This is a genomic window from Microbacterium sp. LEMMJ01 (assembly GCF_002114135.1).
Classification (GTDB): domain Bacteria; phylum Actinomycetota; class Actinomycetes; order Actinomycetales; family Microbacteriaceae; genus Microbacterium.
This window is the reverse complement of the sequence record NZ_NCTV01000015.1, coordinates 67314-93599: the sequence shown is the minus strand read 5'-3', so window position 1 is coordinate 93599 and position 26286 is coordinate 67314. Positions and strand designations below refer to the sequence as shown.

At 71.7% G+C, this 26286-nt stretch carries 25 protein-coding genes; 17 read left to right on the top strand and 8 right to left on the bottom strand.

The window, feature by feature from the left end:
- Positions 1–981 carry a c-type cytochrome biogenesis protein CcsB gene (gene ccsB / locus B7W94_RS01465; RefSeq protein ID WP_025104442.1) on the top strand — a complete coding sequence of 327 codons (981 nt, stop codon included), beginning with the start codon at positions 1–3 and terminating at the stop codon, positions 979–981.
- A gap of 106 nt (positions 982–1087) precedes the next feature.
- Here the strand turns inward: ccsB and B7W94_RS01460 are convergent, their stop codons facing one another.
- The 3 genes from B7W94_RS01460 to B7W94_RS01450 all read right to left on the bottom strand — a co-directional run bounded on the left by B7W94_RS01460 (position 1088) and on the right by B7W94_RS01450 (position 6553).
- Entirely contained in the window at positions 1088–1678 is a 591-nt protein-coding gene (locus B7W94_RS01460) for a 2'-5' RNA ligase family protein (protein ID WP_253247351.1), read from the bottom strand.
- Between the two features lie 124 nt (positions 1679–1802).
- Positions 1803–3770, bottom strand: a complete 1968-nt coding sequence (locus B7W94_RS01455) for a YhgE/Pip domain-containing protein (protein ID WP_085603801.1) — start codon at positions 3768–3770, stop codon at positions 1803–1805.
- Entirely contained in the window at positions 3767–6553 is a 2787-nt protein-coding gene (locus tag B7W94_RS01450; protein WP_085603798.1) for an MMPL family transporter, read from the bottom strand. The genes B7W94_RS01455 and B7W94_RS01450 overlap by 4 nt, the downstream gene beginning before the upstream one ends.
- 129 nt (positions 6554–6682) lie before the next feature.
- On the opposite strand from B7W94_RS01450, the gene B7W94_RS01445 reads away from it, so the two are divergent.
- Complete coding sequence (locus tag B7W94_RS01445) at positions 6683–7309, top strand: TetR/AcrR family transcriptional regulator (protein WP_025104438.1); 627 nt, start codon at positions 6683–6685, stop codon at positions 7307–7309.
- Here B7W94_RS01445 and B7W94_RS01440 read toward each other — a convergent pair.
- Entirely contained in the window at positions 7306–8292 is a 987-nt protein-coding gene (locus B7W94_RS01440; RefSeq protein ID WP_085603795.1) for an o-succinylbenzoate synthase, read from the bottom strand. The two genes, B7W94_RS01445 and B7W94_RS01440, sit on opposite strands and share 4 nt — an antisense overlap.
- 90 nt (positions 8293–8382) lie before the next feature.
- Between B7W94_RS01440 and B7W94_RS01435 the strand changes: the two genes are divergently transcribed.
- The 11 genes from B7W94_RS01435 to B7W94_RS18525 all read left to right on the top strand — a co-directional run bounded on the left by B7W94_RS01435 (position 8383) and on the right by B7W94_RS18525 (position 18186).
- Positions 8383–8715 carry a PadR family transcriptional regulator gene (locus tag B7W94_RS01435; RefSeq protein WP_029989612.1) on the top strand — a complete coding sequence of 111 codons (333 nt, stop codon included), beginning with the start codon at positions 8383–8385 and terminating at the stop codon, positions 8713–8715.
- Between the two features lies 1 nt (position 8716).
- The gene (locus tag B7W94_RS01430) at positions 8717–9676 is read left to right on the top strand and encodes a permease prefix domain 1-containing protein (RefSeq protein ID WP_085603792.1); all 960 of its coding nucleotides are present in this window, start codon (positions 8717–8719) and stop codon (positions 9674–9676) included.
- Between the two features lie 5 nt (positions 9677–9681).
- A complete protein-coding gene (locus B7W94_RS01425; RefSeq protein WP_085603789.1) occupies positions 9682–10602 on the top strand; it encodes a 1,4-dihydroxy-2-naphthoyl-CoA synthase in 921 nt (306 codons plus the stop codon).
- A 15-nt stretch (positions 10603–10617) separates the two neighbouring features.
- Entirely contained in the window at positions 10618–11769 is a 1152-nt protein-coding gene (locus B7W94_RS01420; protein ID WP_085603787.1) for an AMP-binding protein, read from the top strand.
- Between the two features lie 105 nt (positions 11770–11874).
- Positions 11875–12666: a class I SAM-dependent methyltransferase gene (locus tag B7W94_RS01415; protein WP_085603785.1), complete on the top strand. Its 792-nt coding sequence runs from the start codon at positions 11875–11877 to the stop codon at positions 12664–12666.
- A 54-nt stretch (positions 12667–12720) separates the two neighbouring features.
- Positions 12721–13902, top strand: a complete 1182-nt coding sequence (locus B7W94_RS01410; protein ID WP_085603783.1) for a sensor histidine kinase — start codon at positions 12721–12723, stop codon at positions 13900–13902.
- Positions 13899–14534: a response regulator gene (locus B7W94_RS01405; RefSeq protein WP_025104430.1), complete on the top strand. Its 636-nt coding sequence runs from the start codon at positions 13899–13901 to the stop codon at positions 14532–14534. Before B7W94_RS01410 ends, B7W94_RS01405 begins: the two co-directional genes overlap by 4 nt.
- A 168-nt stretch (positions 14535–14702) precedes the next feature.
- Complete coding sequence (locus tag B7W94_RS01400) at positions 14703–15464, top strand: ABC transporter ATP-binding protein (protein ID WP_025104429.1); 762 nt, start codon at positions 14703–14705, stop codon at positions 15462–15464.
- On the top strand, positions 15461–16921 hold the full coding sequence (locus B7W94_RS01395) for an ABC transporter permease (RefSeq protein ID WP_085603780.1): 1461 nt from the start codon (positions 15461–15463) through the stop codon (positions 16919–16921). The genes B7W94_RS01400 and B7W94_RS01395 overlap by 4 nt, the downstream gene beginning before the upstream one ends.
- 18 nt (positions 16922–16939) lie before the next feature.
- Positions 16940–17599 (top strand): 2-phosphosulfolactate phosphatase, encoded by a 660-nt coding sequence (locus B7W94_RS01390; protein ID WP_085603777.1) that lies wholly within the window; start codon positions 16940–16942, stop codon positions 17597–17599.
- Positions 17600–17625: 26 nt separating this feature from the next.
- Entirely contained in the window at positions 17626–18186 is a 561-nt protein-coding gene (locus tag B7W94_RS18525; RefSeq protein ID WP_085603774.1) for a DUF3054 domain-containing protein, read from the top strand.
- Between the two features lie 25 nt (positions 18187–18211).
- On the opposite strand, the gene B7W94_RS01380 is transcribed toward B7W94_RS18525, so the two are convergent.
- From B7W94_RS01380 to B7W94_RS01365, 4 genes are all read right to left on the bottom strand, one after another.
- Positions 18212–18700, bottom strand: a complete 489-nt coding sequence (locus tag B7W94_RS01380; RefSeq protein WP_060922339.1) for a SprT-like domain-containing protein — start codon at positions 18698–18700, stop codon at positions 18212–18214.
- 44 nt (positions 18701–18744) lie between these two features.
- Positions 18745–19272, bottom strand: coding sequence for a hypothetical protein (locus B7W94_RS01375; protein ID WP_025104424.1), 528 nt, complete (start codon positions 19270–19272; stop codon positions 18745–18747).
- An 81-nt stretch (positions 19273–19353) separates the two neighbouring features.
- A complete protein-coding gene (locus B7W94_RS01370; protein WP_085603771.1) occupies positions 19354–20214 on the bottom strand; it encodes a spermidine synthase in 861 nt (286 codons plus the stop codon).
- A gap of 30 nt (positions 20215–20244) precedes the next feature.
- Positions 20245–21510: an LCP family protein gene (locus B7W94_RS01365; protein WP_085603768.1), complete on the bottom strand. Its 1266-nt coding sequence runs from the start codon at positions 21508–21510 to the stop codon at positions 20245–20247.
- Positions 21511–21657: 147 nt separating this feature from the next.
- Between B7W94_RS01365 and B7W94_RS01360 the strand changes: the two genes are divergently transcribed.
- Genes B7W94_RS01360 through B7W94_RS01345 form a run of 4 tightly spaced genes read left to right on the top strand, consistent with a single transcriptional unit; the run spans position 21658 to position 26272 of the window.
- The gene (locus B7W94_RS01360) at positions 21658–22947 is read left to right on the top strand and encodes a sugar ABC transporter substrate-binding protein (RefSeq protein WP_025104421.1); all 1290 of its coding nucleotides are present in this window, start codon (positions 21658–21660) and stop codon (positions 22945–22947) included.
- A 15-nt stretch (positions 22948–22962) separates the two neighbouring features.
- Positions 22963–23937: a carbohydrate ABC transporter permease gene (locus B7W94_RS01355; RefSeq protein WP_025104420.1), complete on the top strand. Its 975-nt coding sequence runs from the start codon at positions 22963–22965 to the stop codon at positions 23935–23937.
- Positions 23934–24767: a carbohydrate ABC transporter permease gene (locus B7W94_RS01350; protein WP_025104419.1), complete on the top strand. Its 834-nt coding sequence runs from the start codon at positions 23934–23936 to the stop codon at positions 24765–24767. Before B7W94_RS01355 ends, B7W94_RS01350 begins: the two co-directional genes overlap by 4 nt.
- Entirely contained in the window at positions 24764–26272 is a 1509-nt protein-coding gene (locus B7W94_RS01345; RefSeq protein WP_085603766.1) for a glycoside hydrolase family 3 protein, read from the top strand. Before B7W94_RS01350 ends, B7W94_RS01345 begins: the two co-directional genes overlap by 4 nt.
- Positions 26273–26286 lie beyond the last annotated feature (14 nt).

Below are 26286 nucleotides of genomic sequence, written 5' to 3'. Positions count from 1 at the left end.
ATGCTCGAGCTCACCGTGATCTCGCCCGTCCTGCTGTGGACGGCGATCGCGATCTACGCGGCGGCCTTCGTGGCCTACGCCTTCGATCTCGCGCGCCGCTCGCAGGCGACGGCCGACGCCCACACCGTCCGCGAGGGCGAGCTCGTGGCCGCCGGTCGTTCCGGTGGCGTCTCGGCTTCCGCACCCGTCGATGCGCCCGGAGCTCCGAAGCCGCAGCGCTTCGTCATGGCGCGAATCGGCACCTCGCTCACGGTGCTGGGCTTCGTGTTCCACCTCGCCGCCGCTGTGACGCGTGGCATCGCGGCCGGTCGGGTGCCGTGGGCGAACCTGTACGAGTTCGGCATGGTCGGAACGCTGCTCATCATCGCGGTCTACCTGGCGGTGCTCACCCGCCTCGATCTGCGCTTCCTCGGCACCTTCATCACGGGCCTCGTGGTCGTCCTCCTCGGGCTGGGCGCGACGAACTTTTACGTCGAGGTCTCCCCGCTGATGGACCCGCTGAAGAGCGTCTGGCTCATCATCCACGTGTTCGTCGCCTCGCTCGCGACCGCGTTCTTCGCCCTCGCCTTCGCGCTCTCGGTGATCCAGCTCATGCAGGCGCGACGCGAGCGGCTGCTCGGCGAGGGCGCGGCGAAGACCGGCCCCGGCTTCCTGCGCACCTTCCCGCCGGCGGAGCGCCTGGAGAGCCTGGCGTACCTGTTCACGATCATCGGCTTCATCCTCTGGACCTTCACGCTCATCGCCGGGTCCATCTGGGCGTACTACGCGTGGAGCCGCTTCTGGGGCTTCGACGTGAAGGAGACCTGGACCTTCGTGATCTGGGTGCTCTACGCCGGGTACATCCACGCCAGGGCGACGCGCGGCTGGCGCGGCAACCCCTCGGCCTGGCTCTCCATCGTCGGCTTCACCGCCGTGATCTTCAACTTCACCATCGTCAACGTCTTCTTCAAGGGCCTGCACGCCTACTCCGGGCTGAGCTGAGCCCGCCGAGCACAGCTTCGGAGATCGCGAGGAACACGCCGCCGGGCGGGGCTCGGTCACGGCGTGTCGTCCGCCATCTCCGACGTCGTGCCCGCAGGAGCAGGGCTCAGCCGCCGAGGGGGATGACCTCGGCGTGCTCGACGCCGCCCTCGTACCAGACGAACTCGACCTCGGTGACGACCTCCGTCGGCGCGGGGAGGAGCGGACGGACCTCGGTGGCGGCGAGCTGCTGCCACGTCTCGGCATCCAGCGTCTTGCCGTAGAGCACCGAGAGGTGGAAGGTCCAGTCCTCGACGGAGAGCTCGTCGAGGCGGCGGAGATCCGTCCGCCGGAGCAGCTCCGTTAGCGAGGCGTACGCGTGCACGAGCGCGGGCGTGCGGGCGAGGCGCAGGATCACGATCTGCCACGGCGCGGGGAAGACGTCCACGGCGTCGGCGGTGAGCTCGAGAGGACCCTGTTCCGCGGCCCAGGCCCGGATCACGGCCCGCAGCTCCTCTCGACGCTCTGGCTCGAAGAAGCCGCGAAGGGTCACGTGCTCCGTGTGCGGATGCCGGAGCGGCGTGTCCAGACGACCGAGCGCGGCCTCCTGGATGGCCCGGTATTCCGCGGCGACGGCCCCGGTCGGCCGGAGCACGAGATACTGCTGTCCTTCGAGAGTCGCGAGCTGGTCCGGAGTGTCCATGAACGGTCGGCGCATGGCACGAGGGTACGGGGTACCGTCGTCGCGTCCGGGCACTGTTTCGGAGATCGCCACACGACACGCCGCCGGAGCGGGGTGCCCGGCGGCGTGTCGTGCGTGATCTCCGCAGCTGTGCCCGGGGTCAGGCGGTGACGACAGCACGCGCCGTGGTCGTGCGGCGGACCGCGACGACCACCGTCGTGACGACGAGCGAGAGCACGCCCCAGACGACGAGGGCGGCGACGGCGGCCCCGCTCGCCTCCACGAGACCCGCGAAGGCCGGTGCGGTCGGGAGGGCGGCCCCGATGCTCGCGAGCCAGTCGGGCACGGTCGAGATGAGTCCCGTCGCCACGGCGATGACACCGATCAGTGCGGCGATCCAGCGTCCGATGCCGCCGAACACCGCCACGAGGGCCTGGTTCACCGCGGCGAACACCACCCCGGCGAGGACGGCGGTTCCCGCGAAGGCCCACCACTCCGCGACGTCGTAGTCGGCCACGATCTGCACGATGAGCGAGACGAGCAGACCCTGGGCCGCGCCGATCGCCGCGGCCGGCCAGAACGCGCGGAGGGTGAGGGAGGCGGAGGAGCGTCGTGAGGTGAGCGTGCGCGCCGTGTGCGCGCGGAGGACGAGGAACGACGCGAGACCGCCGAACCACAGCACCACCGCGGTGAGCAGCGGGATCGCGGTGGGGCCGAAGAGCGAGCCCATCGAGGAGTCGGTCGCCACCGGATCAGCGATCACCGACGCCAGCGACGTCGACTCCTCGTCGCTGAAGGACGGGAGGGAGTCGGCCGCGGTGCGCAGTCCGCCCGCGAGGTCGCCGGTGCCGGTCGCGAGGGTGTCGAGGCCGGTGGCGAGCTCCGTGCTGCCGTCGGCGAGCTGGGTCGCACCGTCGGCGAGCTGCGTCGCGCCGGACGACAGTGCCCGCGCTCCTGCGGCCGACTGGTCCACGCCCTCGGTCGCGAGGCGGTTGAGCCCGCCGGCGAGCTCGGTCGCCCCGGAACCCGCCTGGCCGAGCTGGGTGGCCAGCGTGGAGAAGGACCCGGGAAGCGCGGCCACGCCCTCGGCCACCTGCTTGTCGTTGAGGATGCCGGCGGCGGTCCCGGCCGAGGTCGCTGCTGCCACCGCCTGCTTTGCGAGGGCGGAGAGCTGCTCGCACTCCGCCGAGCTCGGATCGGCGACGCACGCCGTGGCCGCCATCGTCCCGAGACCCTGCGCGACCGCGGCGGACTCGCCCGCAGCGGATCCGGCGGCCGCGGCCGCCGACTGGATCCCGCCCGTGAGCTGCTGCACGTCGGCGACCCGGCCCTGGAGCTCGGTCGCGCCGGAGGTGAGTCCCGCCCCGATGGTGCCGGCGCCGGTCGCCGCCTGCCGCGTCTGCCCCGCGATCGTGTCGAGGCCGGACGCGAGGGTCGAGGCCCCGGTACCCAGCTCTCCGGCACCCGCGGCGAGCTGCGTCGCACCCTCCGGGAGGGCCGCAGCGCCGGTCGCCGCGTCACGGGCCCCCTTCGCCAGCTCCAGGGCCCCATCCGCCGCGTCGCCGATCTGGTCCCCGATGGTGGTGAAGCCGACGAGGATGTTCTCCGTTGTGGCCTCGGACAGCGTGGTGCCGAGCGTCGAGGCCGCCACGTCGGCGATCTGCCCGGTGATGAGGTCGTCCGCCACGAGGCCGTCGTCGGGCGTCGTCACCTGGATCGTCGCCTGCTCCGCGTCCCCGCCGCCGTCCGCGACCGCCTGACCTGCGGAGGTCGCCGCGGCCGAGAAGTCCTCGGGGATCGTGATGACGGCCTGGTAGGTGCCGTCGGCGAGCCCGTCGGCGGCGTCCTCCTCGTTGGAGATGACCCACGTGAGGTTCGAGTCGAGATCGTCCGAGCCCTCGACGAGCCCGGACGCGAGCTGCCGCCCGAGGGGAGCGGTCTGGCCGTCGATCTCGACGGGTTCGTCGAGGTTCACGATCGCCGCGGTCATGGAGTCGAGGCGCTCGGTCGGGTTGTAGAGCGCCGCCATGAGGATGCCGCCGATCGCGGCGGGCAGCAGCAGGACGCCGAGGATCGTGAGCCAGGTGATGGGCTTACGTGAGCGGGCGCGCTCGAGGGGGAGGGTCATGCGGGCACCTCGGTCGTTTCTGCGGCGCTCGGGCGGGGCGCGCGCGTGTCGAGTACGTCGGCGGACGGCCATCCGGCGTCCGCGAGGAGGGAACGGGCCGCGTCGGGATCGACGGCGGTGGCGAAGACGGCGAGCTCTCGGCGCGACCTCGCGTCGCGCAGCATCGCGGCGACCTGGTCGCGCTCGCCGCCGCGGAGCCGGTCCGCGCCGTCGATCACCACGAGCTCGGAACGACCGCGTAGGGCTTCGCGGAGGTCGGCGAGCACCGGGGCGTCGTCTCCCGCGAGCACGCAGCCCACGTGGGAACGGACCCAGGCCGCACGACCGGGGAGCAGGTGTCCGGCGACACGGAGGCGTCCGTCGGCCGGGGCGATGCGGGCGCCGACGGTGAGAGCGAGGGCCCGCAGCGTCCCGGCGTCCGCGCCGCTCGCGACCAGGGCCGCGCCGGGTGCGAGCCGCAGCGACAGTCCCTCCGTCGTCGAGGGGCCGGCGCCGAACTCCAGGTCGTCGGCCGCGACGAGCGACCCGTCGCCCGGCCACGCCTCGAGGTGCCGTTCGCGTTCCACCGCCTCGCCCTCGATGTCCACGCGGGGGAGGATCCGCTCCAGCCAGGACGGGATCTCCCAGGCGCGCTCGCCGAGGATCGCCATGAGCGCCGGGATCAGCGTCATACGCACGAGGAAGGCGTCGAAGGCGATGCCGGCGGCGAGTCCGAGGGCGATGGGCTTGAGGGAGGAGTCGCCCTCCGGCACGAAGGCGACGAACACCGCGAACATGATGAGGCCGGCCGCCGTGACGACCTTCGCCGAACCGGTGAACCCGCTCCGTACGGCGCGCAGAGCTGCGGCCCGTCGGGTGGCGCGGTTCACCGATCCCGCACCCGGCCGGAGGTCAGGATCGTGCACGAAGTCCTCGCGCATCCGCGACACGAGGAACACCTGGTAGTCCATCGCCAGGCCGAAGAGCACGCCCATGAGGATGATCGGCATGAAGCTGATGATCGGGCCGACCTTCGCGACGTGCAGGAGGTCGGCGAACCAGCCCCACTCGAAGACCGCCCCGACGACGCCGAAGGCGGCGACGATCGACAGCAGGTAACCGGCTGCGGCGGTGATCGGCACCCAGAGGGAGCGGAACACGATGGTGAGGAGGATCAGCGAGAGACCGATAACGAAGATCCCGAAGGGCAGCAGAGCCGCCCCGAGCTGATCCGAGATGTCGATGCCGACGGCGGTGAAACCGGTGACCTTGAGCTCGATGCCGAACTCGTCCAGCCACTCGTCGTGGTGGCTGCGGAGCTCGCGCACGAGGTCGGCCGTCGCGGGGTCGTCGGGAGCCGTCTCCGGGATGATCTGGACGATGCCGGTGTCGGCGGTCTCGTTCGGCGTCGCGAGGGCGACCTCCTTCACGCCGGGAACCTCGGCCACCGCGTCTCCGAGGTCTTCCATGAGACCGAGGGGGTCGGTGGAGGTGACGATGGTGCCGGTGAGGATGAGGGGGCCGTTGAAGCCGGGGCCGAACTGCTCGCCGACGAGGTCGTAGTTCTGCCGCGCCTCGGAGTCCTTCGGCAGGACGCCGGCGTTCGGCAGGGCGAGGTCGAGGCTGAGGGCGGGGACGGCGACGATGCCGAGTCCGAGGACGACCGCGAGGGAGACGAGGACGGGGTGCTTCGTCACGCCCTCCACCCACCGACGGCTGCCGCGGGGCTTCGTGACGGCGTCCTTCGCGGCCGCCTTCTTCGGGGCCTTCGCGCGCTTCGGCCGTCCGGCCACGCGGCCCTTGAGGAATCCGAGCAGCGCAGGGGTCAGGGTCACCGCGATCGCCACGGCGACCGCGACGGCCACGGACGCCGCGACGCCCATGGTGGTGAGGAACGGGATGCCCGCGAAGCCGAGGCCGATCAGCGCGATGAGCACGGTGACGCCGGCGAAGACGACCGCCGATCCGGCCGTGCCGACCGCGCGGGCGGCCGACTCCTCAGGTTCAACGCCGTCCCGGACCTGGTCCTGGTGGCGCGCGACGATGAAGAGCGCATAGTCGATCCCGACCGCGAGCCCGAGCATCAGGGCGAGCAGCGGCGTGGTGGAGGAGACGGTCGCGAAGGCGGTCGCCGTGAAGATCCCGGCCATGGAGATGCCGACGCCGAGGATGGCGGTGAGCAGGGGGAGTCCGGCGACGACGAACGAGCGGAACGTGACGATGAGCACGAGGAGCGCGATGAGCAGGCCCACGGCCTCGGTGAGCGTGACGCCGGGGATCGAGATCGCGAAGAGGTCGCCGCCGAGAGAGGCCTGCGCACCGTCGGGGAGCTTTGCCGCGAGCTCGTCGACGGTGGAGCGCAGGGCGTCCTTCGTCTCCTCGGAGACGTCGGTGGACTCGCCGTCGAATTGCAGGCGCACGATTGCCGCCGTGTCGTCGTCGTTGATCATGCCGTTGACCATCTCGTCGTACGGCGAGGTGGCGGCGAGGACCTCGTCGAGGTCGCCGAGCTCCGACACGGCGTCCTCGATCGGCTCGCGGTACGCGTCATCGGTGATCTCGTCGCCGTCCGCGGCCACGACGATGAACTGGGCGTTCGTGCCGCTCACCTGGGGGAAGGAGCGGGAGAGCTGCTCGAGGCCGGCCTGGGACTCGGTCCCGGGGATGGAGAACGTGTTGTCGGTGCCGGCACCGAGGACCACGGCTCCAGCTCCGGCGATGCCGAGGGCGAGGAGCCAGGAGACGAGGACGCGCCACGGGTGGCGGAAGGACCAGCGTCCGAGGGACGAGAGGAGTGTGGACACGCGAATCTCCGTGGGGTGCCGGGTGGATACACAGGTGTATCCGATACATAGATGTATCGTAAGGTCATCCGCCATCCGGAGTCTGTGCACCGGGTGTGAATCGTCGAGAGGGAAGGCCAGGAGGTTCCGATGTCGTCACCCGCCACCCGCAGCCGGGAGAACACGAAGGCGCGTCTGCTGGAGGCCGCCGCGCAGGTGTTCGCCGAGGTCGGCCTGGACGGTGCCTCGGTCGAGGCGGTCTGCGAGCGCGCCGGCTTCACGCGCGGGGCGTTCTACTCGAACTTCGACTCGAAGGACGAGCTGTTCCTGACCCTCGCGGCCGGGGTCGCCGACGCGAGGGTGGCAGCCGTGCGGACTCGCGTGGAGCAGATGCGGGCGGACGGTGAGCTCGCCGACGACTGCGACCCGAAGGATCTCGTCCAGCAGATCATGGAGCTCGGCAGCGACGACCGCCTGGGTGTGATGCTGATGAGCGAGATCCGCATCCGCGCCCTGCGCGATCCGCAGTTCGGCGAGGCGTACCTCGCCCAGGAGCGCGAGATGGTGGCGAGCATCGCGCGCATCGTGGAGGACATCGTGGAGGCGGCGGGCACGCTGCGTCTCCGGCTGCCCGCGACCGATGCGGCGCGCATGCTCATGATCCTCTGGGAGGGCATGACGGTCCGCGGTGCCATGGCCGGTCGTGACGACGCGGCCCTGCGGCACTCCGGCGGCGAGGAGCTCGGGCGGCTCGTGGAGCTCCTCGTCGAGTCCTAGGCGCTGCGGGCTGCGAGCAGCTCGTGGTGGCAGCGGGCCAGTCGGGCCAGCCACCACTCCCGACGCTCGTCCGCGGCGGCGAGCCGGGTGAGCGCTGCCGGGTCGGGGGACAGGCGCCCCACCGGGATCGCGCCGTCCACGGGGCGGAGGTCGGCGACGTCGTCCTGGAACAGGGAGGCCGTGCCCAGACCGCAGTCGTAGTCGAGGGTGGGGAGCGCGGCGGCCAGCGCGGCCCCCTGCGACAGGCCGATCGCGGTGTCCAGGGCGCTGGAGACGACCGCGGGGAGGCCGGCCGCGGTGACGATCTGCAGGGCATGGGTCAGGCCGCCCAGCGGCTGGGCCTTGATGACGACGATGTCCGCCGCGCCCGCGCGTGCGACGGCGAGGGGGTCGCCGGACTTCCGGATGCTCTCGTCCGCGGCGACCGGGATCCCCATGTAAGCGATGCGCCGGCGCAGCTCGACGAGCTCGGGCACCGACGCGCACGGCTGCTCGACGTACTCCAGGTCGAAGGCGCCGAGGGCGTGCACGGCGTGCTCGGCCTCGTCGACGTTCCAGAGGCCGTTCGCGTCGATCCGGATGCGACCCTCCGGCCCGAGCGCCTCGCGGACCGCCTGGACCCGGGCGACGTCGTCCGCCAGCACCTGTCCCGGCTCGGCGACCTTGACCTTCGCGGTCCGGCACCCGGAGAACCGCGCGAGGACCTCGGGCACGCGGGCGGCGTCGACGGCGGGCACGGTGGCGTTGACGCCGACCCGTTCCCGCAGCGGCGCGGGCTGCGGCGCGTAGGCGTAGTCGATCGCGGCGGCGAGCCAGGTCGCGGCCTCGGCATCGTCGTACTCGACGAACGGGGAGAACTCCGCCCAGCCCTCCGGCCCCTCGAACAGCAGGGCCTCCCGGGTGTCGACGCCGCGGAAGCGGGTCTGCATCGGCAGGGCGACGACGCGGGCGGAATCGAGGAGCTCCGTGACGGCGGGGATCATGACCCCATTGTGCGCCACGACCCCTCGACAGGATGTCGCGCGTATATGTGCCGTTGACAATGGTGTGTGACGCACACTACTGTGATCGACATGAACGAGACACTCGACACGCATCTGCAGGAACTGCGCCGCGGCACCGTGGTGCTCGCCTGCCTGCAGCTGCTGCGCACGCCGGAGTACGGGTATGCGCTGCTCGAGCAACTCGAGAGCCGCGGGTTCGCCACCGACGCGAACACGCTCTATCCGCTGCTCCGCCGTCTGGAGAAGCAGGAGTACCTGACGAGCGAGTGGAACACCGACGAGGCCCGGCCCCGCAAGTTCTACCGCACCTCGGAGGCCGGGACCCGGCTGGCCGACACCCTCACCGACGAATGGCGCGCGCTCACCACCGCGATCGCCTCCCTCACCCCCGAGGAGAACTGACATGACCGCGAGCACCCTCACCGAGCGCTACATCAGCGCCACGATCCGCAGCCTCGCGCCGGATACGCAGGACGAGGTCCGCGCCGAACTCGAAGCCGCCATCGCCGATGCCGTCGACGCGCGGCGGGAACAGGGCGAGAGCCCGGAGGAGGCGGAGCGCGCCGTCCTCACCGACCTCGGCGACCCGGGCATCCTCGCCGCCGGATACGCCGACCGCCCGCTGCACCTCATCGGCCCTCGGTACTACCTCACCTGGTGGCGGCTGCTGAAGCTGCTCCTGTTCATCGTGCCGCCGTTCGCCGCTGTCGGGGTCGCGATCGGGCAGCTGATCACCGGCGGCGGACCTGGTGAGGTCATCGGCGCGGTCGTCTCGGTCACGCTGTCGGTGATCGTGCACCTGTGCTTCTGGGTCACGCTCGTCTTCGTCGTGCTGGAGCGCACCGGCGCCGACACCGGCGTGCGATGGAACGTGGACCAGCTTCCGGAGCCGACGGAGCACGGGGCCGCCCGCGCCGACGTGATCGCCTCGCTCGTGTTCCTCCTCGCCGGCATCGGCGCGATCGTGTGGGACGCGACGCTCGGATTCTTCCCGACCGGCGGCGACCCCATCCCGATCCTGGCGCCCGCGCTCTGGCCGGTGGGCATCGGCATCCTCCTCGCGCTCATGATCGCGGAGGCCGTCCTGGCCGTCGCCGTGTACGCGCGTCGGCGGTGGACCGTCGCCGCGGCCGTCGTGAACACCGTCCTCGCCGTCGCCTTCGCCGTGTGGGCCCTCACCCTGCTCCTGCAGGGCGAGCTCCTCAACCCGGCCTTCCTGGAGTTCGTGTTCACGGACAACGGGGTGGATGCCGACACGATGCGCGTGCTCACGGTGATCACCGGCGTCGGCCTGGTGGCCTTCCCGGCCTGGGACATCGTCGACGGGTGGATGAAGACGGCGCGTGCCCGGGGAATAGGCTGAAGACCGTGACCGATGCCTTCGTCTCCGACCTGTTCGATCCCGCCGAGTGGGAGCTGGCGCCCGGCGCCGAGCACTACACCGACATCACGGCGCACGTGAGCCGCGACGGCGGGGTCGCCCGCATCGCCTTCCACCGACCCGAGGTGCGCAACGCCTTCCGCCCGCACACGGTGGACGAGCTCTACCGGGCGCTCGACATCGCGCGACAGGACGCGCGGATCGGGGCGGTGCTGCTGACCGGAAACGGACCGAGCGCGAAGGACGGCGGCTGGGCGTTCTGCTCCGGCGGTGATCAGCGCATCCGCGGCCGCGACGGGTACAAATACTCGGACGCCGAGACCGCCGTCGTCAGCGGAGCGTCCGCGGCGGCTGTCGGGCGTCTGCACATCCTCGAGGTGCAGCGGCTCATCCGGTTCATGCCGAAGGTCGTCATCGCCGTGGTCCCCGGGTGGGCGGCGGGTGGCGGGCACTCGCTGCACGTGGTGTGCGACCTGACAATCGCGTCGGCCGAGCACGCGCGCTTCAAGCAGACGGATGCCGACGTCGGCAGCTTCGACGCGGGATACGGCTCCGCCTACATGGCCCGGCAGACGGGACAGAAGTTCGCGCGGGAGGTGTTCTTCCTCGCCGAGGAGTACTCGGCGCAGCGGGCCTACGAGGCGGGGGCCGTGAACCGCGTGGTGCCGCACGCCGAACTCGAGCGCGAGGCGCTGAAGATGGCGCGCACCGTGCTGACGAAGTCGCCGACGGCGATCCGGATGCTCAAGTTCGCCTTCAACGCCGTCGACGACGGGCTCGTCGGGCAGCAGGTGTTCGCGGGCGAGGCCACCCGCCTCGCGTACGGCACGGACGAGGCCGTGGAGGGGCGGGATTCGTTCCTCGAGAAGCGCGCCCCCGATTGGTCGTCCTTCCCCTGGCACTACTGAGCCGGAGAGACGATCGTGAACGCCCTCATCCCGACCGACGCGGAAGACACCGTGCTCCTGCGGGAGGCGCTGCTCCGAGCTCTCGACGAGGGACCGGCTCTCGGCTTCGGCATGCTCGCCGACGCTCCGGCGGAGGTGGACGACGGCATCGCCGCAGTGATCGCGACCTCCGGATCCAGCGGCGTCCCGAAGCGGGTGGCGCTGAGCGGCGAGGCCCTGCGGGCGAGTGCGGAGGCCACCGCCGCCCGGATCGGCAGCGGTCGCTGGCTGCTCGCCCTGCCGGCCGGCTACGTCGCGGGGCTGCAGGTGATGGTGCGCTCGATCCTCGCGGGCACGGAGCCGACCCGGATCGAGGGACGGTTCACACCGCGGGCGTTCGCCGAGGCCACGCGGAGCATGCGCCACGCCACGACCGCGGGCGTCCTCCCGGCCCTGTACACCTCCCTCGTCCCGGCGCAGATCGCGACGCTGCTCGACGCGAGCGCCGAGCCGGGTGTGCTCGCGGCGCTGCAGGCGTATGAGGCCATCCTCGTCGGGGGTCAGGCGCTCCCGGAGCCGCTGCGGGAGCGGGCGGCCGACCTCGGGGTCCGTCTCGTGCGGACCTACGGCTCGACGGAGACCAGCGGCGGCTGCGTGTACGACGGCGTCCCGCTCGACACCGTGAACGTCCGGGCGGTCGACGGCGAGCTGCGGATCGCCGGCCCCATGCTCGCGGAGGGCTATCTGGGCGACCCGGCGCTGACCGCGCGCACCTTCGCGCGGGACGAGCACGGCATCCGCTGGTACCGGACGGGCGACCTCGGGCTCCTCGAGGACGGCGTGGTGCGCGTGCACGGTCGCGCGGACAACGTGATCGTGTCGGGCGGCATCAACATCTCGCTCGACCGGGTGGAGCGCATCGTCCGCGCCGTGCCCGGGCTGCATCAGGCCGTGGTCGTGGCTGTCGACGACGAGCGCTGGGGGGAGGCCTCGGTCATCGTCGCGGCACGCGGGGAGGCCCTGCGGCGCAGCGAGTCCGAGCAGCTCGCCCAGGCCAGGGAAGCGGTGGCCGGCGAGATCGGCGCGCACGCGCGTCCGTCCCGCCTGATCCTCGTGGACGAACTCGACGTCCTCTCCTCCGGCAAGCCCGACCGCGAGGCGATCCGCCGGATGGTCTCCGCGCTCTAGCCCGTCGACCCACCCCTTTCGCGCCGCCCCGGCCCTTTGCGGCCGTCCGGAAGGGGCCGGGACACACGGAAAGGGGTGGGTCGACGGGAGTGCCAGACTGAGGGCATGGCCTCGTACACGCATGGACACCACGAATCCGTCCTCCGCTCGCACAGTGTGCGGGACATCGCGAACTCGGCGGCCTACCTTCGACCGCACCTCACGGCAGAGACCCGGCTCCTCGACGTGGGAGCGGGGCCCGGATCGATCACGGTGGACTTCGCGGGTGTGGTCGCGCACGTCACGGCGACCGAGATCGACGACGCCGCGCTGGCTCTCTCCCAGGACCTCGCCACCGCGCGAGGCGTCACGAACATCGCCTTCTCCGTCGAGGACGTGCACGCGCTGAGCTTCGCCGACGACTCCTTCGACGTCGTGCACGCGCACCAGGTGCTGCAGCACGTCGCCGATCCGGTGCAGGCACTGCGGGAGATGCGCCGCGTCGCGAAGCCCGGGGGACTCATCGCCGCCCGCGACGCCGACTACGCGGGCTTCCTGTGGTTCCCGGTCCTGCCGGAGCTCGACCGGTGGCTCGCGCTGTACCGCGCCGCCGCCCGGGCGAACGGCGGAGAGCCGGATGCCGGCCGCCGCCTCCTGGCCTGGGCACGCGCCGCGGGCTTCGAAGACGTCACGGCGACCGCGTCGACCTGGTGCTATGCGACGCCGTCCGAGCGCGCCTGGTGGGGCGGGATGTGGGCCGACCGCATCCTGGAGTCGGCGCTCGCCCGGCAGCTCGTGGACGAGGGGATGGCATCCGCGGCCGACCTGCAGGAGATCAGCGACGCCTGGAAGCGCTGGGCCGACGACGGCGACGGCTGGTTCCTCGTGCCGCATGGGGAGATCCTCGCCCGCACCTGACGGATACATCCCGCGACGGATGCCGCGCCCGAGCCGCTCGCGTAGCGTGGGGGAGTGATCCGTCCGCTGTCCCGTACCGGCCTCGTCCTCGACATCGTCGGGGCGGTGCTGCTGTTCGCGCTCCTCACGCCGCTCGGTGTCGTGTTCTATGCGCCCCAGCCGGACGTGGCCGGGTCTTCCGCGGTCAACGTCATCGGTCTGATCTCGTCGTCGGTGTTCCTGTTCGGCGGTGTCGCGATCGGTCGTCTGGCCCCCGGTCTCGCGCTCGCCGCGGCCTGGGCCGGAGCCGTCGTGCAGATGCTCGCCGGGTTCGGGCCGCTGCCGACCGACTTCGCGATCCTCCTCGTGCTGTACGCGACCTCCGCGTGGGGCACCCGCCGCGTGCTCTGGTGGGGGTTCGGATCGGTGATCGTCGGCGGCATCGTCGCCGCGCTGTACATGGTCGTCGTCGGGGGCGTCATGTTCGGCTCCGGCAGCGGCTGGGAGCTCGTGACCGGAGGCACCCTGCTCGTCGCGGCCTCCATCATGGCGCTGGGGTTCGCGTGGGTGTGCGGCCTCCTCTGGCGGGTCGTGCTGCGCAACCGGCGCACGCGTTCGGCGCAGCTGCAGGCCGAGGCCCTGGCCGCCGAGGAGCAGGAACGGGTGCGCATCGCGCGGGACATGCATGACGTCGTGGCCCACTCGCTCGCCGTCGTCATCGCCCAGGCCGACGGTGCCCGCTATGCCGCGGCGGTGAAGCCGGAGATCGCGACGGAGGCCCTCGGCACGATCGCGCAGACCGCCCGCGGAGCCCTGAGCGACGTGCGGATGCTCCTCACCCAGCTCCGTCATCGTCAGGGCGACGGTCCGCAGCCGACCCTCGCCGATCTCGAGACGCTGTTCGCCCAGGTGCGCCAGGCCGGCATCGAGCCGCGGGTCACGGTCGACCCCATGCCTCCGGGGGAGCCGCCGGGGGCCATCCAGCTCGCGGTCTACCGGATCCTCCAGGAGGCGCTGACGAACGCGATCCGCCACGGCGACGGCGCGGTGGACGTGCATCTCGCGTGGCTCCCGGATCGCGTCGACATCGAGGTCCGCAACACCGTCTCGCCCGAGTCGACGCCGGGGACCCCCGGGGGACACGGGCTCATCGGCATGCGCGAGCGCGCCCAGCTCGTGGGCGGTAGTCTGCAAGCCGAGCGCCGTGGTGCGCAGTTCGTCGTCCAGAGCAGCCTTCCGATCGGAGCCCCGCAGTGATCAGAGTCGTGCTGGTGGACGACCAGGCGCTGTTCCGGGCCGGTATCCGCATGCTCGTGGCCTCCCAGCCGGACCTCGAGGTCGTGGGGGAGGCGGGCAACGGGCGCGAGGCTCTCGACGTGGTCGCCGCGACCCGGCCGGACGTGGTGCTCATGGACATCCGGATGCCGGTCATGGACGGGCTGACCGCGACCGCGGAGATCCTGTCCCGCCCGGAACCCCCGCGCATCGTGATGCTGACCACGTTCGACCTCGACGAGGCGGCGGCGCGGGCGATCCGGCAGGGGGCGAGCGGCTTCCTCCTCAAGGACGCCGATCCGGAGTTCCTGCTCGCCGCGATCCGGACCGTGCACGCGGGGTCCAGCGTGATCGCGGCCTCGGCGACCCGGGAGCTGTTCGAGCACTTCGCGGAGGCTCCGAAGCCCGTGCCGCCGCAGTACGCCGAGCTGACGGAGCGGGAGCGGGAGATCTTCGCGCTCGCCGCCCGGGGTCTGTCGAACGCCGAGATCGCCGCGCGGGAGTTCCTCAGCGAGGCCACGGTGAAGACCCACATCAGCCGCATCCTCACGAAGCTCGCGCTCCGCGACCGCGTGCAGCTCGTCGTGTTCGCTTTCGAGCACGGCCTCGCCTGACGCCGACCCACCCCCTTCCGTTCGACCCGGCCCCTTGCGGCGGTCCGTAGAGGGGTGGGAGGAACGCAAGGGGGTGGGCCGGGAGGACGCGGGATCATCCTCCCGATGTAGCGGGATGCTTCCGGCGGGCGACGCGACGAGCGGGAGTGCGGAAATAGCGTCGTGGACATGGAGATCACGACCACCGACCTCGGGCTCGCCGCCCGCGTCCAGCACCTGAAGAAGACCTACGGCTCGGGCGAGGGCACCGTCCGCGCGCTCGACGACGTGAGCGTCGGCATCCGCCGCGGACAGTTCACTGCCATCATGGGTCCGTCCGGCTCGGGCAAGTCCACCCTCATGCACATCATGGCCGGCCTCGACAGCCCGACGGAGGGGCGGGCGTGGATCGGCGACACCGAGATCACGGGTCTCGGCGACCTCGACCTGACCATCCTGCGCCGCCGCCGCGTGGGGTTCATCTTTCAGGCGTTCAACCTCGTCCCCACGCTCGACGCCCTCGGCAACATCCTGCTGCCGTTCGAGCTCGACGGCCGCCGCCCCAGCGCCATCGAGCGGGCACGGATCGACGGGCTCATCGAGACGCTCGGCCTCGGCAAGCGCCTCGGGCACCGGCCGCACCAGCTCTCGGGAGGGCAGCAGCAGCGCGTCGCCATCGCCAGGGCCCTCGCCACCGCCCCCGACCTCGTGTTCGCGGACGAGCCCACGGGCAACCTCGACTCCCAGACCGGACGGGAGGTGCTGCGCCTGCTCGCGGCCGCCAGTCGGGAGCACGGCCAGTCCATCGCGATGGTCACGCATGACGCGATCGCGGCGAGCCACGCCGACCGGGTGCTCTACCTCGGCGACGGCCGGATCGTGGCGGATCACCCGCGGCAGACCGCGGAGCAGATCTCGGCCTACATGCTCGCCGCGGAGGTGTCGGCATGACCGCGCTCGCCACGGTCGTCCCGGAGACGCGGACGACCGGACCCCGGCTGGCCTGGCTCCGCGACCGCGGCATGGGCGCGAGCGTCCTCGTCGCCGCGCTCTCGTCCGCGTTCGGCGTCTTCCTCGTCGAGATCACGGCCTACATCGGCGCCGTGCTCCAGGCCGATCCGTTCATCGGCGACAGCGGCACGCTCGCGGTCGTCGTCGCGATCCTGTCGGTGCTGCTCACCGCCGTCGCGATGTACGTGGCCGCGATCGTCACGGCGAACACGTTCTCGACGATCATCGCGGGCCGCACCCGGCAGATCGCGCTGATGCGTCTCATCGGGGCGACCGCGCGCTCGCAGCGGGCGCAGGTCGGCCGGCAGGGGCTCGTCGTCGGGCTCCTCGGCGCGGGCCTCGGCCTTCTCGCCGGATTGCTCCTCTCCGCGGCGGCCGTCCAGCTCGGCGGGCAGCTCGTCGCCACCTCGCCGTCGTCCTTCTCGCTCGCCCAGCCCGCTCTCGCCCTTCCGGCGGTCGGTGTCGCGCTCACCACCTGGGCGGCCGCCTGGGTGGGGTCGCGGCACGTGCTCGCGGTGACGCCGCTGCAGGCTCTGGGCGGTGCCGTCGAGCGCACCCGTGACGAGGTCTCCGGGCGCAAGGGTCGCCATGTCGGGGCCTGGGTGCTGCTGATCTCCGGCGCGGCTCTGCTCGCGGGCGGCGTCGTCCTCGGACTCGTCACACCGCTCGGTGTCGTGGTCGCGTTCTTCGGCGGCATCCTCTCCTTCACCGGGCTCGCCCTGGGATCCGTGCTGTTCATGCCGCCGGTGCTCCGCCTCGTGGGGCGCCTGTTCGGCTCGAGCGCGACCGCCCGACTTGCGGCCGAGAACGCCCTGCGGTACCCGGAGCGGTCGTCGCGGATGGCCATCGGCGTCGTCATGGGCGTGACCCTGGTGACGATGTTCGCAGTGGCGCTGGAGTCGTCGAAGCGCCTGATGACCAGCCAGACCACGGAGGAGATCCCGGCGGAGTTCTTCGCGCCGTACGACGCCTTCGCGGCCATCATGATGGTGCTCGTCGCCGTCTCGGCCGTGATCGCAGCCGTCGGCCTCGTCAACCTCCTCACCATCGGCGTCGTGCAGCGGCGCCGCGAGCTCGGACTGCTGCGCTCGATCGGTCTGTCCAACCGCCAGGTGCGCCGCATGGTGCTGCTGGAGGCGACGCACATCACGGTGGCGGCGACCCTCACCGGTCTCCTGCTCGGGGTGCTCTACGGGTGGATCGCGGCCCAGTCGCTGCTCGGCTCCGTTCCGGTCCTGCCGGAGTTCACGCCCGCCGGGCTGATCGCCCCGCAGGTGCCGTGGCTTCCCGTGGTGATCATCATCGCCGCGACCGCGCTGCTCACGCTCGTGGCCGCCGCGACGCCGACCCGGCTGGCGACCAGGGTGGCTCCGGTCGAGGCACTCGCGGCGGACTGACGGCTCTAGGCTGGACGGATGCCGTCGCCGTTCGATCAGTCCCCGTACCAGGTCCGACTCGACTGGGGGGTGTCCGGGCTCGCCCGTCTCGCCCCGGCCGACGTCGTCGTGGTGATCGACGTCCTCCGGTTCTCCTCGACGGTCGCCGATGCGGTGGCCGCGGGAGCGGAGATCGAGCTGGCCGGAGCGCTCGACTGGTCGCGGAACGGGGCGGCGGTGGCAGCCGCCGCCCCGGCCGGGGCCACGGTCGTGCTGGGCTCGATCCGCAACGCCGGTGCCGTGGCCAGGGCCGTGCAGGTGGAGCAGGAACGCCGCCAGGGCCGCACCTCGGTCGCGCTCGTCCCGGCCGGCGAGCTCGATGCCTCGGGGGAGCTGCGCGTCGCCGTGGAGGACCAGCTCGGGGCCGGAGCGATCGCGGCGGCGCTCACCGATCTCGGCATCGACCACACGGCACCGGACGCCGCCGTGGCCGCAGAGGGCTTCCGCGCGTTGCGGCGTGCGCTGAAGCACCTGATCGGGGCGACGGGCTCCGGACGCGAGCTGCAGGCCGGGGTCTCCGCGACCGATCGCATCCGGGCCGCCGGACTGGTGCCGACCAGCACCGCGGACGCCGCCGTCCTGGACGCGGTGGACGCCGTCCCCGTTCTGCGCGGCGGGCGGTTCACGCGCTTCGAGTGAGCACGCGATCCGCGTAGGGTCGAGGAATGAGGTTCCTCCCCGCTCTCCTCGTCGACGCCGTCCTCGTCCTCGTCTTCGCCGCCATCGGTCGCGCCTCCCACCAGGAGGACCCGGCAGGGTTCCTCCTCACGGCGTGGCCGTTCCTCGTGGCCCTGCTGGTGGGGCACGCCGCTGCGCTGCTGCTCCCCGCACGGCCGCGGCGGCCGTGGTCGCTGCCGTGGGGCGCGGTGGTGTGGGTGGTGACGGTCGTCGTCGGCATGCTGCTGCGCCTGCTCAGCGGAGACACCGCGGAGGTGCCCTTCGTCATCGTGGCGACGCTCGTGCTCGGCGTGTTCCTGCTCGGCTGGCGTGGTCTCACCGCGCTCGTTCGTCGACGCCGCAGCCACCGCGAGACCGCAGCCGGGACCGAGACGGAGTCCGGGCTGACCCCGTCGACCGAACCCGCGGCACATCGAGACGCGGCCGCCGGTCAGGCACCCTCGGACGCGGAGGAGGACGCCGCGCCTGCTGAGGAGGACGCCGCGCCGGCCGAGGAGGACGCCTCCGTGTCCGAAGAGCAGCCGCGCTCCGGCGGTTCAGCCGTCTGAGCAGGCGACCCCGCTCCCTCGGCCCTCAGCGCGGGGCCTGCGCGGCGAGGCGGGCGTCGGTCGTGATCTCGCGACGCGTCCAGGCGAAGAGGTGCTGGGCATCGAACGTGCGGGAGCAGCGGGCGCAGGACGTGGCCCGGCTCGGGCGGCGGTGTCGATACGTGACGTGACCGGCCGGGCAGCGGCCGACCCACGGAGCGAGCTCGACGGCGGTCTCCCCGCGGTGCGTCGTGCCGCCGACATAGCCCAGGTCGCGCGCCACGCGCTTCCAGGTGGGGCCATGGGCGGCCTGGTGTCCGGCGAGGGCGTGGGCCACCTCGTGCAGGAGCACCTGGTGGATCTCGTCGTCCTCGAAGCGGGCGGCGAGATACCGCGACACGGTGATGCGCTTGCGCGTGTAGTCGCACTGGCCGGCGCGACGCTTGGCATGGTCGAAGTCGAACGACCAGCTGTCGTCGAGATGCAACCGGATCAGTGCCTCGCCCCAGACGCGCACGCGGTCAAGTTCCGCCATGCGCTCAGGCTAAGGCATGCCGCGGACACTCGGGCGCAACGACGTCAGCCGGCGACGAGCTGCGCCGGACGACGGCGCTCCACGGCCTCGATGGCGAGGAGCACGGTCTCCAGCTCCCGGTCCTCCGCGCCGGACTCGCGCCGCAGGAACAGCGACTGCTTGAAGCTCTCCCGCGCGGTCTCGTAGTCCTCGGCGTCGTAGGCGTTCTTGCCGTGGTGCTGATAGGCGAAAGCGGCGATCGACAGCCAGCGCTGCCCCTCCGCCTCCGCGGCGCACGTGGCCAGCTCCTGCTCGGCGGCGGCGTATGCGCCCCGGTACTGCAGGATCGTCGCGTGCAGCACCCGGGCGCGGAGCACGTCCTTGCGGGTACCGGCCATCCGGGCCTGCCGCACGGCTTCGTCGGCGAGCGCGAGGGCGTCGTCGAGGCGTCCCAGCACCTTCAGCAGCCAGACCCGCTCCAGCAGGGCGGGAAGGCTGCGCTGCTCCTCGATCTCGGCCAGGCGTGCCGCGCACTCGTCGAGATCGACCTGTTCGCGGAGGCTCTCCCGGTCGTATCCCCGGATCAAACTCATTGCTCTCCTTCCGCGCGTCCCCGCACCTGTCCCCGTCCAGTCTGCCTGCCGCTTCCGCGCTCCTCGGGGCGGCGCGCCCGATCAGCGCAGGAACAGCGAGGCATCGGGTCGCGGGGACGCGACGGCGTCGGCGTCCGTGACGATCCGGGCGCCCTGGAGGAAGGCGCGGGCCTCGTCCCCCTGGGCGATCTTCGCGGGATGCGGACCCGCGGCGAGCATCCGGGGCAGCCACTCCGTCGGGAGAGGAGCGGCGGACGCCGCGACCACGAGGTTGCCGAACCGGCGGCCCTTGAGCACCTGGGTGTCGGCGAGGATCCCGATCTCCGGGAGCACCTCGGCGATGGTCGCGGCCTGTCGGCGGGCGAACGCGAGACCGGGACCGTCGGCGACGTTGACGAGCAGGACGCCGCCGGGGGCGAGCAGCGCGGCGAGCTCCCGGTAGAACTCGACGCTCGTGAGGTGGGCGGGTGTCTGCGCGCCCGAGTACACATCCGAGACGACGAGGTCGCACGCGCCGTGCAGGGCCGCCGGAAGCTTCCGGACCCCCTCCCTCGCATCGCCGATGCGCAACCGGATGGCCGCCCCCTTCGGCAGGGGGAGGTGCTCGCGGACGAGCTGCACCAGCGGGGCCTCCAGTTCGATGACCTGCTGGCGTGACCCGGGGCGGGTCGCGTCGATGTAGCGGGGGATGGTGAGGGCCCCGGCGCCGAGGTGCACCGCGGTGAGCGGCCCGGGGTGCAGCTGGTCGATCACCGCCCCCATCCGCACGATGTACTCGAAGTGCAGGTGCGTGGGGTCGTCGAGGTCGACGTGCGATTGGGGGGTGTCGTCCACGACGAGCTCGTAGCCGCTCGTGAACTCCGACGGGACGATGCGGGCGAGGCCGCCGTGGTCGAGGCGGGTCTGCGGGTGCTCGGCGTCCCGTGATCGCGTCCGTCCCATGCCGTCGAGCCTACGCCGCGGCCGCGGTGGTCAGCGCTGGTTGCCCACCGCGCAGGTCTCCTGCTCGAGGGTCTGCCCCGACACCTCCGGCGGGAGCGTCGCGCGCGCGTCCGGCGTGGCGCTCGCCTCGGGAGTGGATTCCGTCTCCGGCGTCTCCGGCGCCGTGGGCGCGGGGGTGACCAGCTCCACGCCGCGGTGCGTCGTCACGTCGCCGGTGAGCTGGAGCGGCTGTCCGGCCCGCGCCGCGTCCCACAGCGCGGCCGCGGCCTCCTCGTCCGGCACGACCTTGTCGTCGTCGAACGGATCGGCGATGTTCGGGTACTGCACGAACACGAAGTCGCTGAAGTTCACATCCTTGAGGGCGAGTGCGAGCTGGGCCAGGCGCAGCGGGTCGGCGAGCTCGTCGCTGGGATCGATGTTGTCGGCGATGGCGTTCGTCAGTCGCAGCACCTTGGGGATGTCGGTCAGAGTGTCCTCGCTGAGCACCTTCTTGGCCAGCCGTGACATGTACTGCTGTTGGTTGGAGATGCGCGCGAGGTCGCTCTCGTCCCCCACGCCGTGCCGGGTGCGGATGAACTGGAGGGCCTCCACGCCCGAGACCGTCCGCAGGCCCGCCGGCCAGTCGATGCCGGTGTGACGATCGCGGATGCCGTCGCCGGCGATGCAGACCTCGACGCCGCCGATCGCGTCGGTGACGGCCATGACACCGTCGAAGCTGATCTTGGCGGCGAACTCCACCGGGATGTCGCCCAGTTCGCTCACGGTCTTCGCGATGCAGGAGAGGCCGGCGTGCTCGAACAGCGCGTTCATCGACGCCTTCTCCATGGCGGACGCGACGGAGCCGTCCTCGCGGGTGCACTCGGGTACGGGGACGCCGAGGTCGCGGGGGAGGGAGACGACGGTCACGTTCCGGGGCGCCGCCGAGACGTGCACGAGGAGGTTGACGTCGTTGCGGCTCCGGCCGTCGGCTTCGGCGCAGCGTTCGTCGAAGAGCGCGGTCGCCTTCGGGCCGCACTCGTCCGTCCCCACGATGAGGATGCTGAAGGCCTTGTCGTCGGGATACGCGCCGAGCGTGGGCGGGTCGACCTGCGGGGCGCCCTCCAGGGTGACGGCGCCGTCGCCCACCCGGTTGAACACGTCCCACACGAGGAATCCCGCGACCGCCGCGGTGGAGACGAGGACGACGGCGAGCCCGATCCCGAGGCCCCGCAGGACCCGGGAGGTCCGGCCGCGCGTCGACGGCGGTGCGTGCCGGGGGAGCGGAGAGCGGTCGGCGTCTGATCCACGGCGGGGCATGCGGGGAGCCTACCCCGGAGGCCTGATGTTACGGGGGTATGACGATTCTGGGAGGAACTTGCAGGGAATTAGTTAGTCGTGAATACTTTTTCCTATCCCCGGTACGCACCCGATGCACACCTGGACTTTCAAAGAGGAGATCCCCCCATGCACAAGCGCATTCTTCCGGCGGTGGCGCTCGGCGCCGCTGCCACGATCGCTCTGGCCGGCTGCGCCGGCGGCAGCGGCGACAACGGCTCGACCAATGGCGAGGGCCAGGAGCTGACGGTCTGGATCATGAAGGGGACCAACCCCGACGCGACCGCCTTCTACGACAAGGTGTCGGACGCCTTCGAGGAGGAGACCGGCGCGAAGGTCACCATCGAGGAGATCCAGTGGGCCGACGCCCACGACCGCTTCGTCACCTCGATCGCCGGCGGCACAACCCCGGACATCGCCGAGACCGGCACCACCTGGACCGCGGAGTTCGCCGACGCCGGCGCGCTCCTCCCGCTCGACGAGTACGTCGACGCCGAGGACGGCCTGCGTGACGACCTCGTCGAGGGCCTCGCGGTCGCGGGCACCTACGAGGACGAGCTCTACGGCATGCCGTGGTACGCCGGTGTCCGCTCCATCGTCTACCGCACCGACGTCTTCGAGGAGCTCGGTCTCGAGGCTCCGAAGACCTGGGACGACATCGTCGCCGCCGGTGAGGCCATCAAGGCCGCCAAGCCCGACATGCTGCCCTTCCCCGTCGCGGGTGACGCCGAGTTCCAGGTCTACCCCTGGGTCTGGGGCGCCGGCGGCGAGATCGCCACGAAGGACGGCGACACCTGGACCAGCGAGCTCGACAGCGCCGAGTCGCAGGCCGGCATCGAGTTCTACACGGGCCTGGCCACCGAGCACGGCTTCTCGTCGGCCGGTGCGACCACGTGGAAGGAGACCGACCTCCGGGACGCCTTCACGCAGGGCAACGTCGCGATGATGCTCTCCGGCTCGTGGACGCCGAACGCGCTCATCGAGGCCAACCCCGAGCTCGAGGGCAAGATCGGCGCGGCCGTGATCCCCGGCCAGGACGGCGGCATCGCTCCGTCCGTGCTCGGCGGCTCGCACCTGTCGGTGTTCAACACCACGAAGAACGCCGACCTCGCGTGGGAGTTCGTCAAGCTCATGACCACCGGTGAGTTCGCCGAGCAGTGGTCCGACGAGACCGGCTACTTCCCGGGCGTCCAGTCCGCGATGGAGGAGGCCCTCGCCTCGACCGACCCGCTCGTCGCTCCGTTCGCCGAGCAGATGGTCGACGGCGGCGCGTCCGTCCCGGTCACGCCGAACTTCGGCGCCGTGCAGGCGAAGAAGACCACCAACGCCATGATCCAGGCCATCCTCAGCGGGCAGAAGGACGTCGCGACCGCGACGAAGGACGCCGCCGCCGAGATGACCGAACTGCTCAACCAGTAAGGAACCATTCCTTCCATGTCGATGGTGCAAGCGCCACTGCCGGCCACGAAGGCGGAGCCCTCCTCCGCCTCCGTGGCCGGCGGCCGGAAGCGTCGCGGTCTCTCGATCGTCACGGCCCGCCCCTGGCTCCTCCTCGCCCCCGGGCTGATCATCCTCGCGGGGCTCATGCTCTGGCCGCTCGTGCAGGTGTTCCTCTACTCGCTGCAGGACTACGGTCTGCGCGAGATCAACACCGGTGAGAGCAACTGGATCGGGCTGGCCAACTACGCCGAGGCGCTCACCAATCCGACCCTGTGGACGGTGGTGCTCCCCAACACGGTCGGCTTCGCCGCCGTCGCGGTGTTCACCACCGTCGCACTCGGAACCCTCGTGGCGCTGCTGCTGGCGCGCCTGGGTACCGTGTGGCGCACCATCGTCTCCAGCTGCATCATGGTCGCGTGGGCGATGCCCGCCGTGACCGGCACGTACGTCTGGACCTTCATCTTCGATGCCGACCGCGGCATCTTCAACAGCGTCCTGCAGGACCTCGGCCTCATCGACGGCCAGGTCAACTGGTTCACCAACCAGTGGTCGTTCTACGCGATCGTGCTGCTGAACGTCGTCCACCACGGCTTCCCGTTCGTGGCCATCACCGTGCTCGCCGGGCTCCTGGGCGTCTCGAAGGAGATGCTCGAGGCGGCGGCGCTCGACGGGGCCGGCGCGTGGCGCCGCTTCTGGAAGATCATCTTCCCGACGCTCAAGCCCGTCTTCTCCGTCGTCATCATCCTGTCGACGATCTGGGACTTCAAGGTCTTCGCGCAGGTGTACCTCATGCCCGGCGGCAGCGGCGGCAACCGTCAGGTGCTCAACCTCGGCGTGTGGTCGTACGTGGAGTCGTTCGGTCAGAACCGGTACGGATTCGGTGCCGCGCTCGCGGTGCTGCTGACCCTCGTCCTGATCGGCATCACGATCGTCTACATCCGCTCCCTCATGAAGGAGGACGAGCTGTGAACCCCCGCCCCAGGCTCCGGTCGCGGATCGGACTCGGCATCGGCGTCGCCGCCGTCCTCGTCTTCACGCTGTTCCCCGTCTACTGGATGGTCTCCAGTGCGTTCGACGCCAAGGCCTCCAGCGGTGGGCAGTCGCTCCTCCCGCAGGAGTTCACGTGGGACAACTTCGCCTTCGTGCTCACGGAGGGCGGCTTCGGCACGTACCTGCGCAACTCGGCGATCGTGGCCCTCGTCACGGTGCTCGTCAGCGCCATCGTCTGCCTGCTCGCGGCGGTCGCCGTCGCGCGCTTCCGCTTCAAGTTCCGCACCACGGTGCTGATGATGATCCTCGTGGTGCAGATGGTGCCGCTCGAGGCGCTGGTCATCCCGCTGTTCCTCCAGGTGAAGAGCCTCGGTCTGCTCAACAGCATCATCGGCCTGATGGTCGTCTACGTGGCGCTGTCGCTCGCGTTCGGCATCTGGATGCTGCGCGGCTTCGTCGCGGCCGTCCCGGTCGAGCTCGAAGAGGCCGCCTACATCGACGGCGCGAGCTGGTGGCGGATGTTCCGCTCCATCCTGCTGCCGCTCGTGATGCCCGGTCTCGTCGCCACGAGCATCTTCAGCTTCATCACGGCGTGGAACGAGTTCATCTTCGCCATGACGATCCTCGGCGCGCAGACCGACCAGTACACGGTCTCGATCGGCCTCAAGTCGTTCTTCGGCCTGTACTCCAACGACTGGGGCAGCATCATGGCCGCCTCGACGATCATCACCGTGCCCGTCATGATCTTCTTCGTCATCGTGCAGCGCCGGCTCTCCGCCGGCATGGTCGCGGGGGCGGTGAAGGGATGACCGACGAGCTCGAGCGCCTCGCGAACGGCGTGCTCTGGCCCGGATTCCTCGGCACCACGGCCCCCGCCTGGCTCGTGGAGGAGCTGCGCGACGGCCTGGCCGGTGTCGTGTACTTCGGCCAGAACGTCGGCGAGGGACTGCCCGCGCTGAGCGCGCAGATCCTGGACGCGAACCCGGACGCCCTGATCGGCGTCGACGAGGAGGGCGGCAGCGTCACGCGCCTGGAGTCCGGGAGCGGCTCCACCCTCCCCGGTGCCGCGCAGCTCGGCACCCTCGACGACGTCGTCGCATCGGAGCGGACCGGGGCGGAACTCGCCCGCCGCGTGCGCGCCGTCGGTGCGAACGTCGTGCTCGGTCCGGTCGCCGACGTCAACACCGACCCGCGCAACCCCGTCATCGGCGTGCGCTCGTTCGGGTCCGATGAGGCGCTGGTGACGCGTCACGTCGTCGCCACGGTCGACGGCATCCAGGACGGCGGGGCGGCCGCGTGCGTCAAGCACTTCCCCGGTCACGGCGACACCCACCTCGACTCCCACCACGCGCTGCCCGAGATCGCGCTCGACGTGGCCGAGTACGAGCGCGTGCACCTCGAGCCGTTCCGCGCCGCCGTGGAGGCGGGGGTGGACGCGATCATGACCGCGCACATCGTCGTCCCCGCGTGGGGCGCGCAGCCGGCCACCCTCAACCCGCGCGTGCTCGGCATGCTGCGGGAGTGGGGCTTCCAGGGCGTCATCATCACCGACGCGCTGGACATGGCCGCGATCCGCGAGACCGTCGGACTCGGCGGGGGCGCCGCCCTCGCTCTGGCCGCCGGCGCCGACCTGCTGTGCATCGGCAACCCCACCAACCCCGGCGAGGCCGCTCTTCCCGACCAGGACCGGCGCGACTTCCTCGCCGCCCGCGACGGGATCGTCGCCGCGCTGCGGGACGGCTCGCTCTCCCGCGAGCGCGTCGAGGAGGCCGCCGCGCGGGTGTCGGCCCTCGCGACCCGGCTGCGCGCGAGCGCGACCTCGGACGAGGAGGCCGCGGCGTTCGACGCCGCCGAGATCGTCCGTCGGTCCGTGTCGCTCTCCGGCGATGCCCCCGAGGCCGCGGAGGCCCTGGCGGTGATCGATGCGCGACGTCGCTCGACGCTCGCGGTGGACAGCGCCGCCTCGTACGTCGCGGAGGCGCTCGCGGGAGACGGCATCCGCGTGCGGCTCGACGTGGCTGCACGGCCCGTGGCCGAGCAGGACGCCGTGATCGACGAGGTCGCCGCGGCGACCGGCACGACGGTCGTCCTCGTGGATCGACCGGATGCGGAGCCGGCGCAGCGGGCGCTGATCGAGCGGACCGCGCTCCGGGACCCGGATGCGGTCGTGGTGAACGTCGGCCTGCCCGTGCAGGAGCCGCTGCCGCTGCCCACCGTCGAGGTCGGCGCCGCCAGCCGGCTCGGCGCCCAGACCGCGCGGGACGCGCTGCTCGGCCGCTTCCGGCCGCGACAGAGGACGACCGCCGCCGGTTGAGACGGGATCAGCGC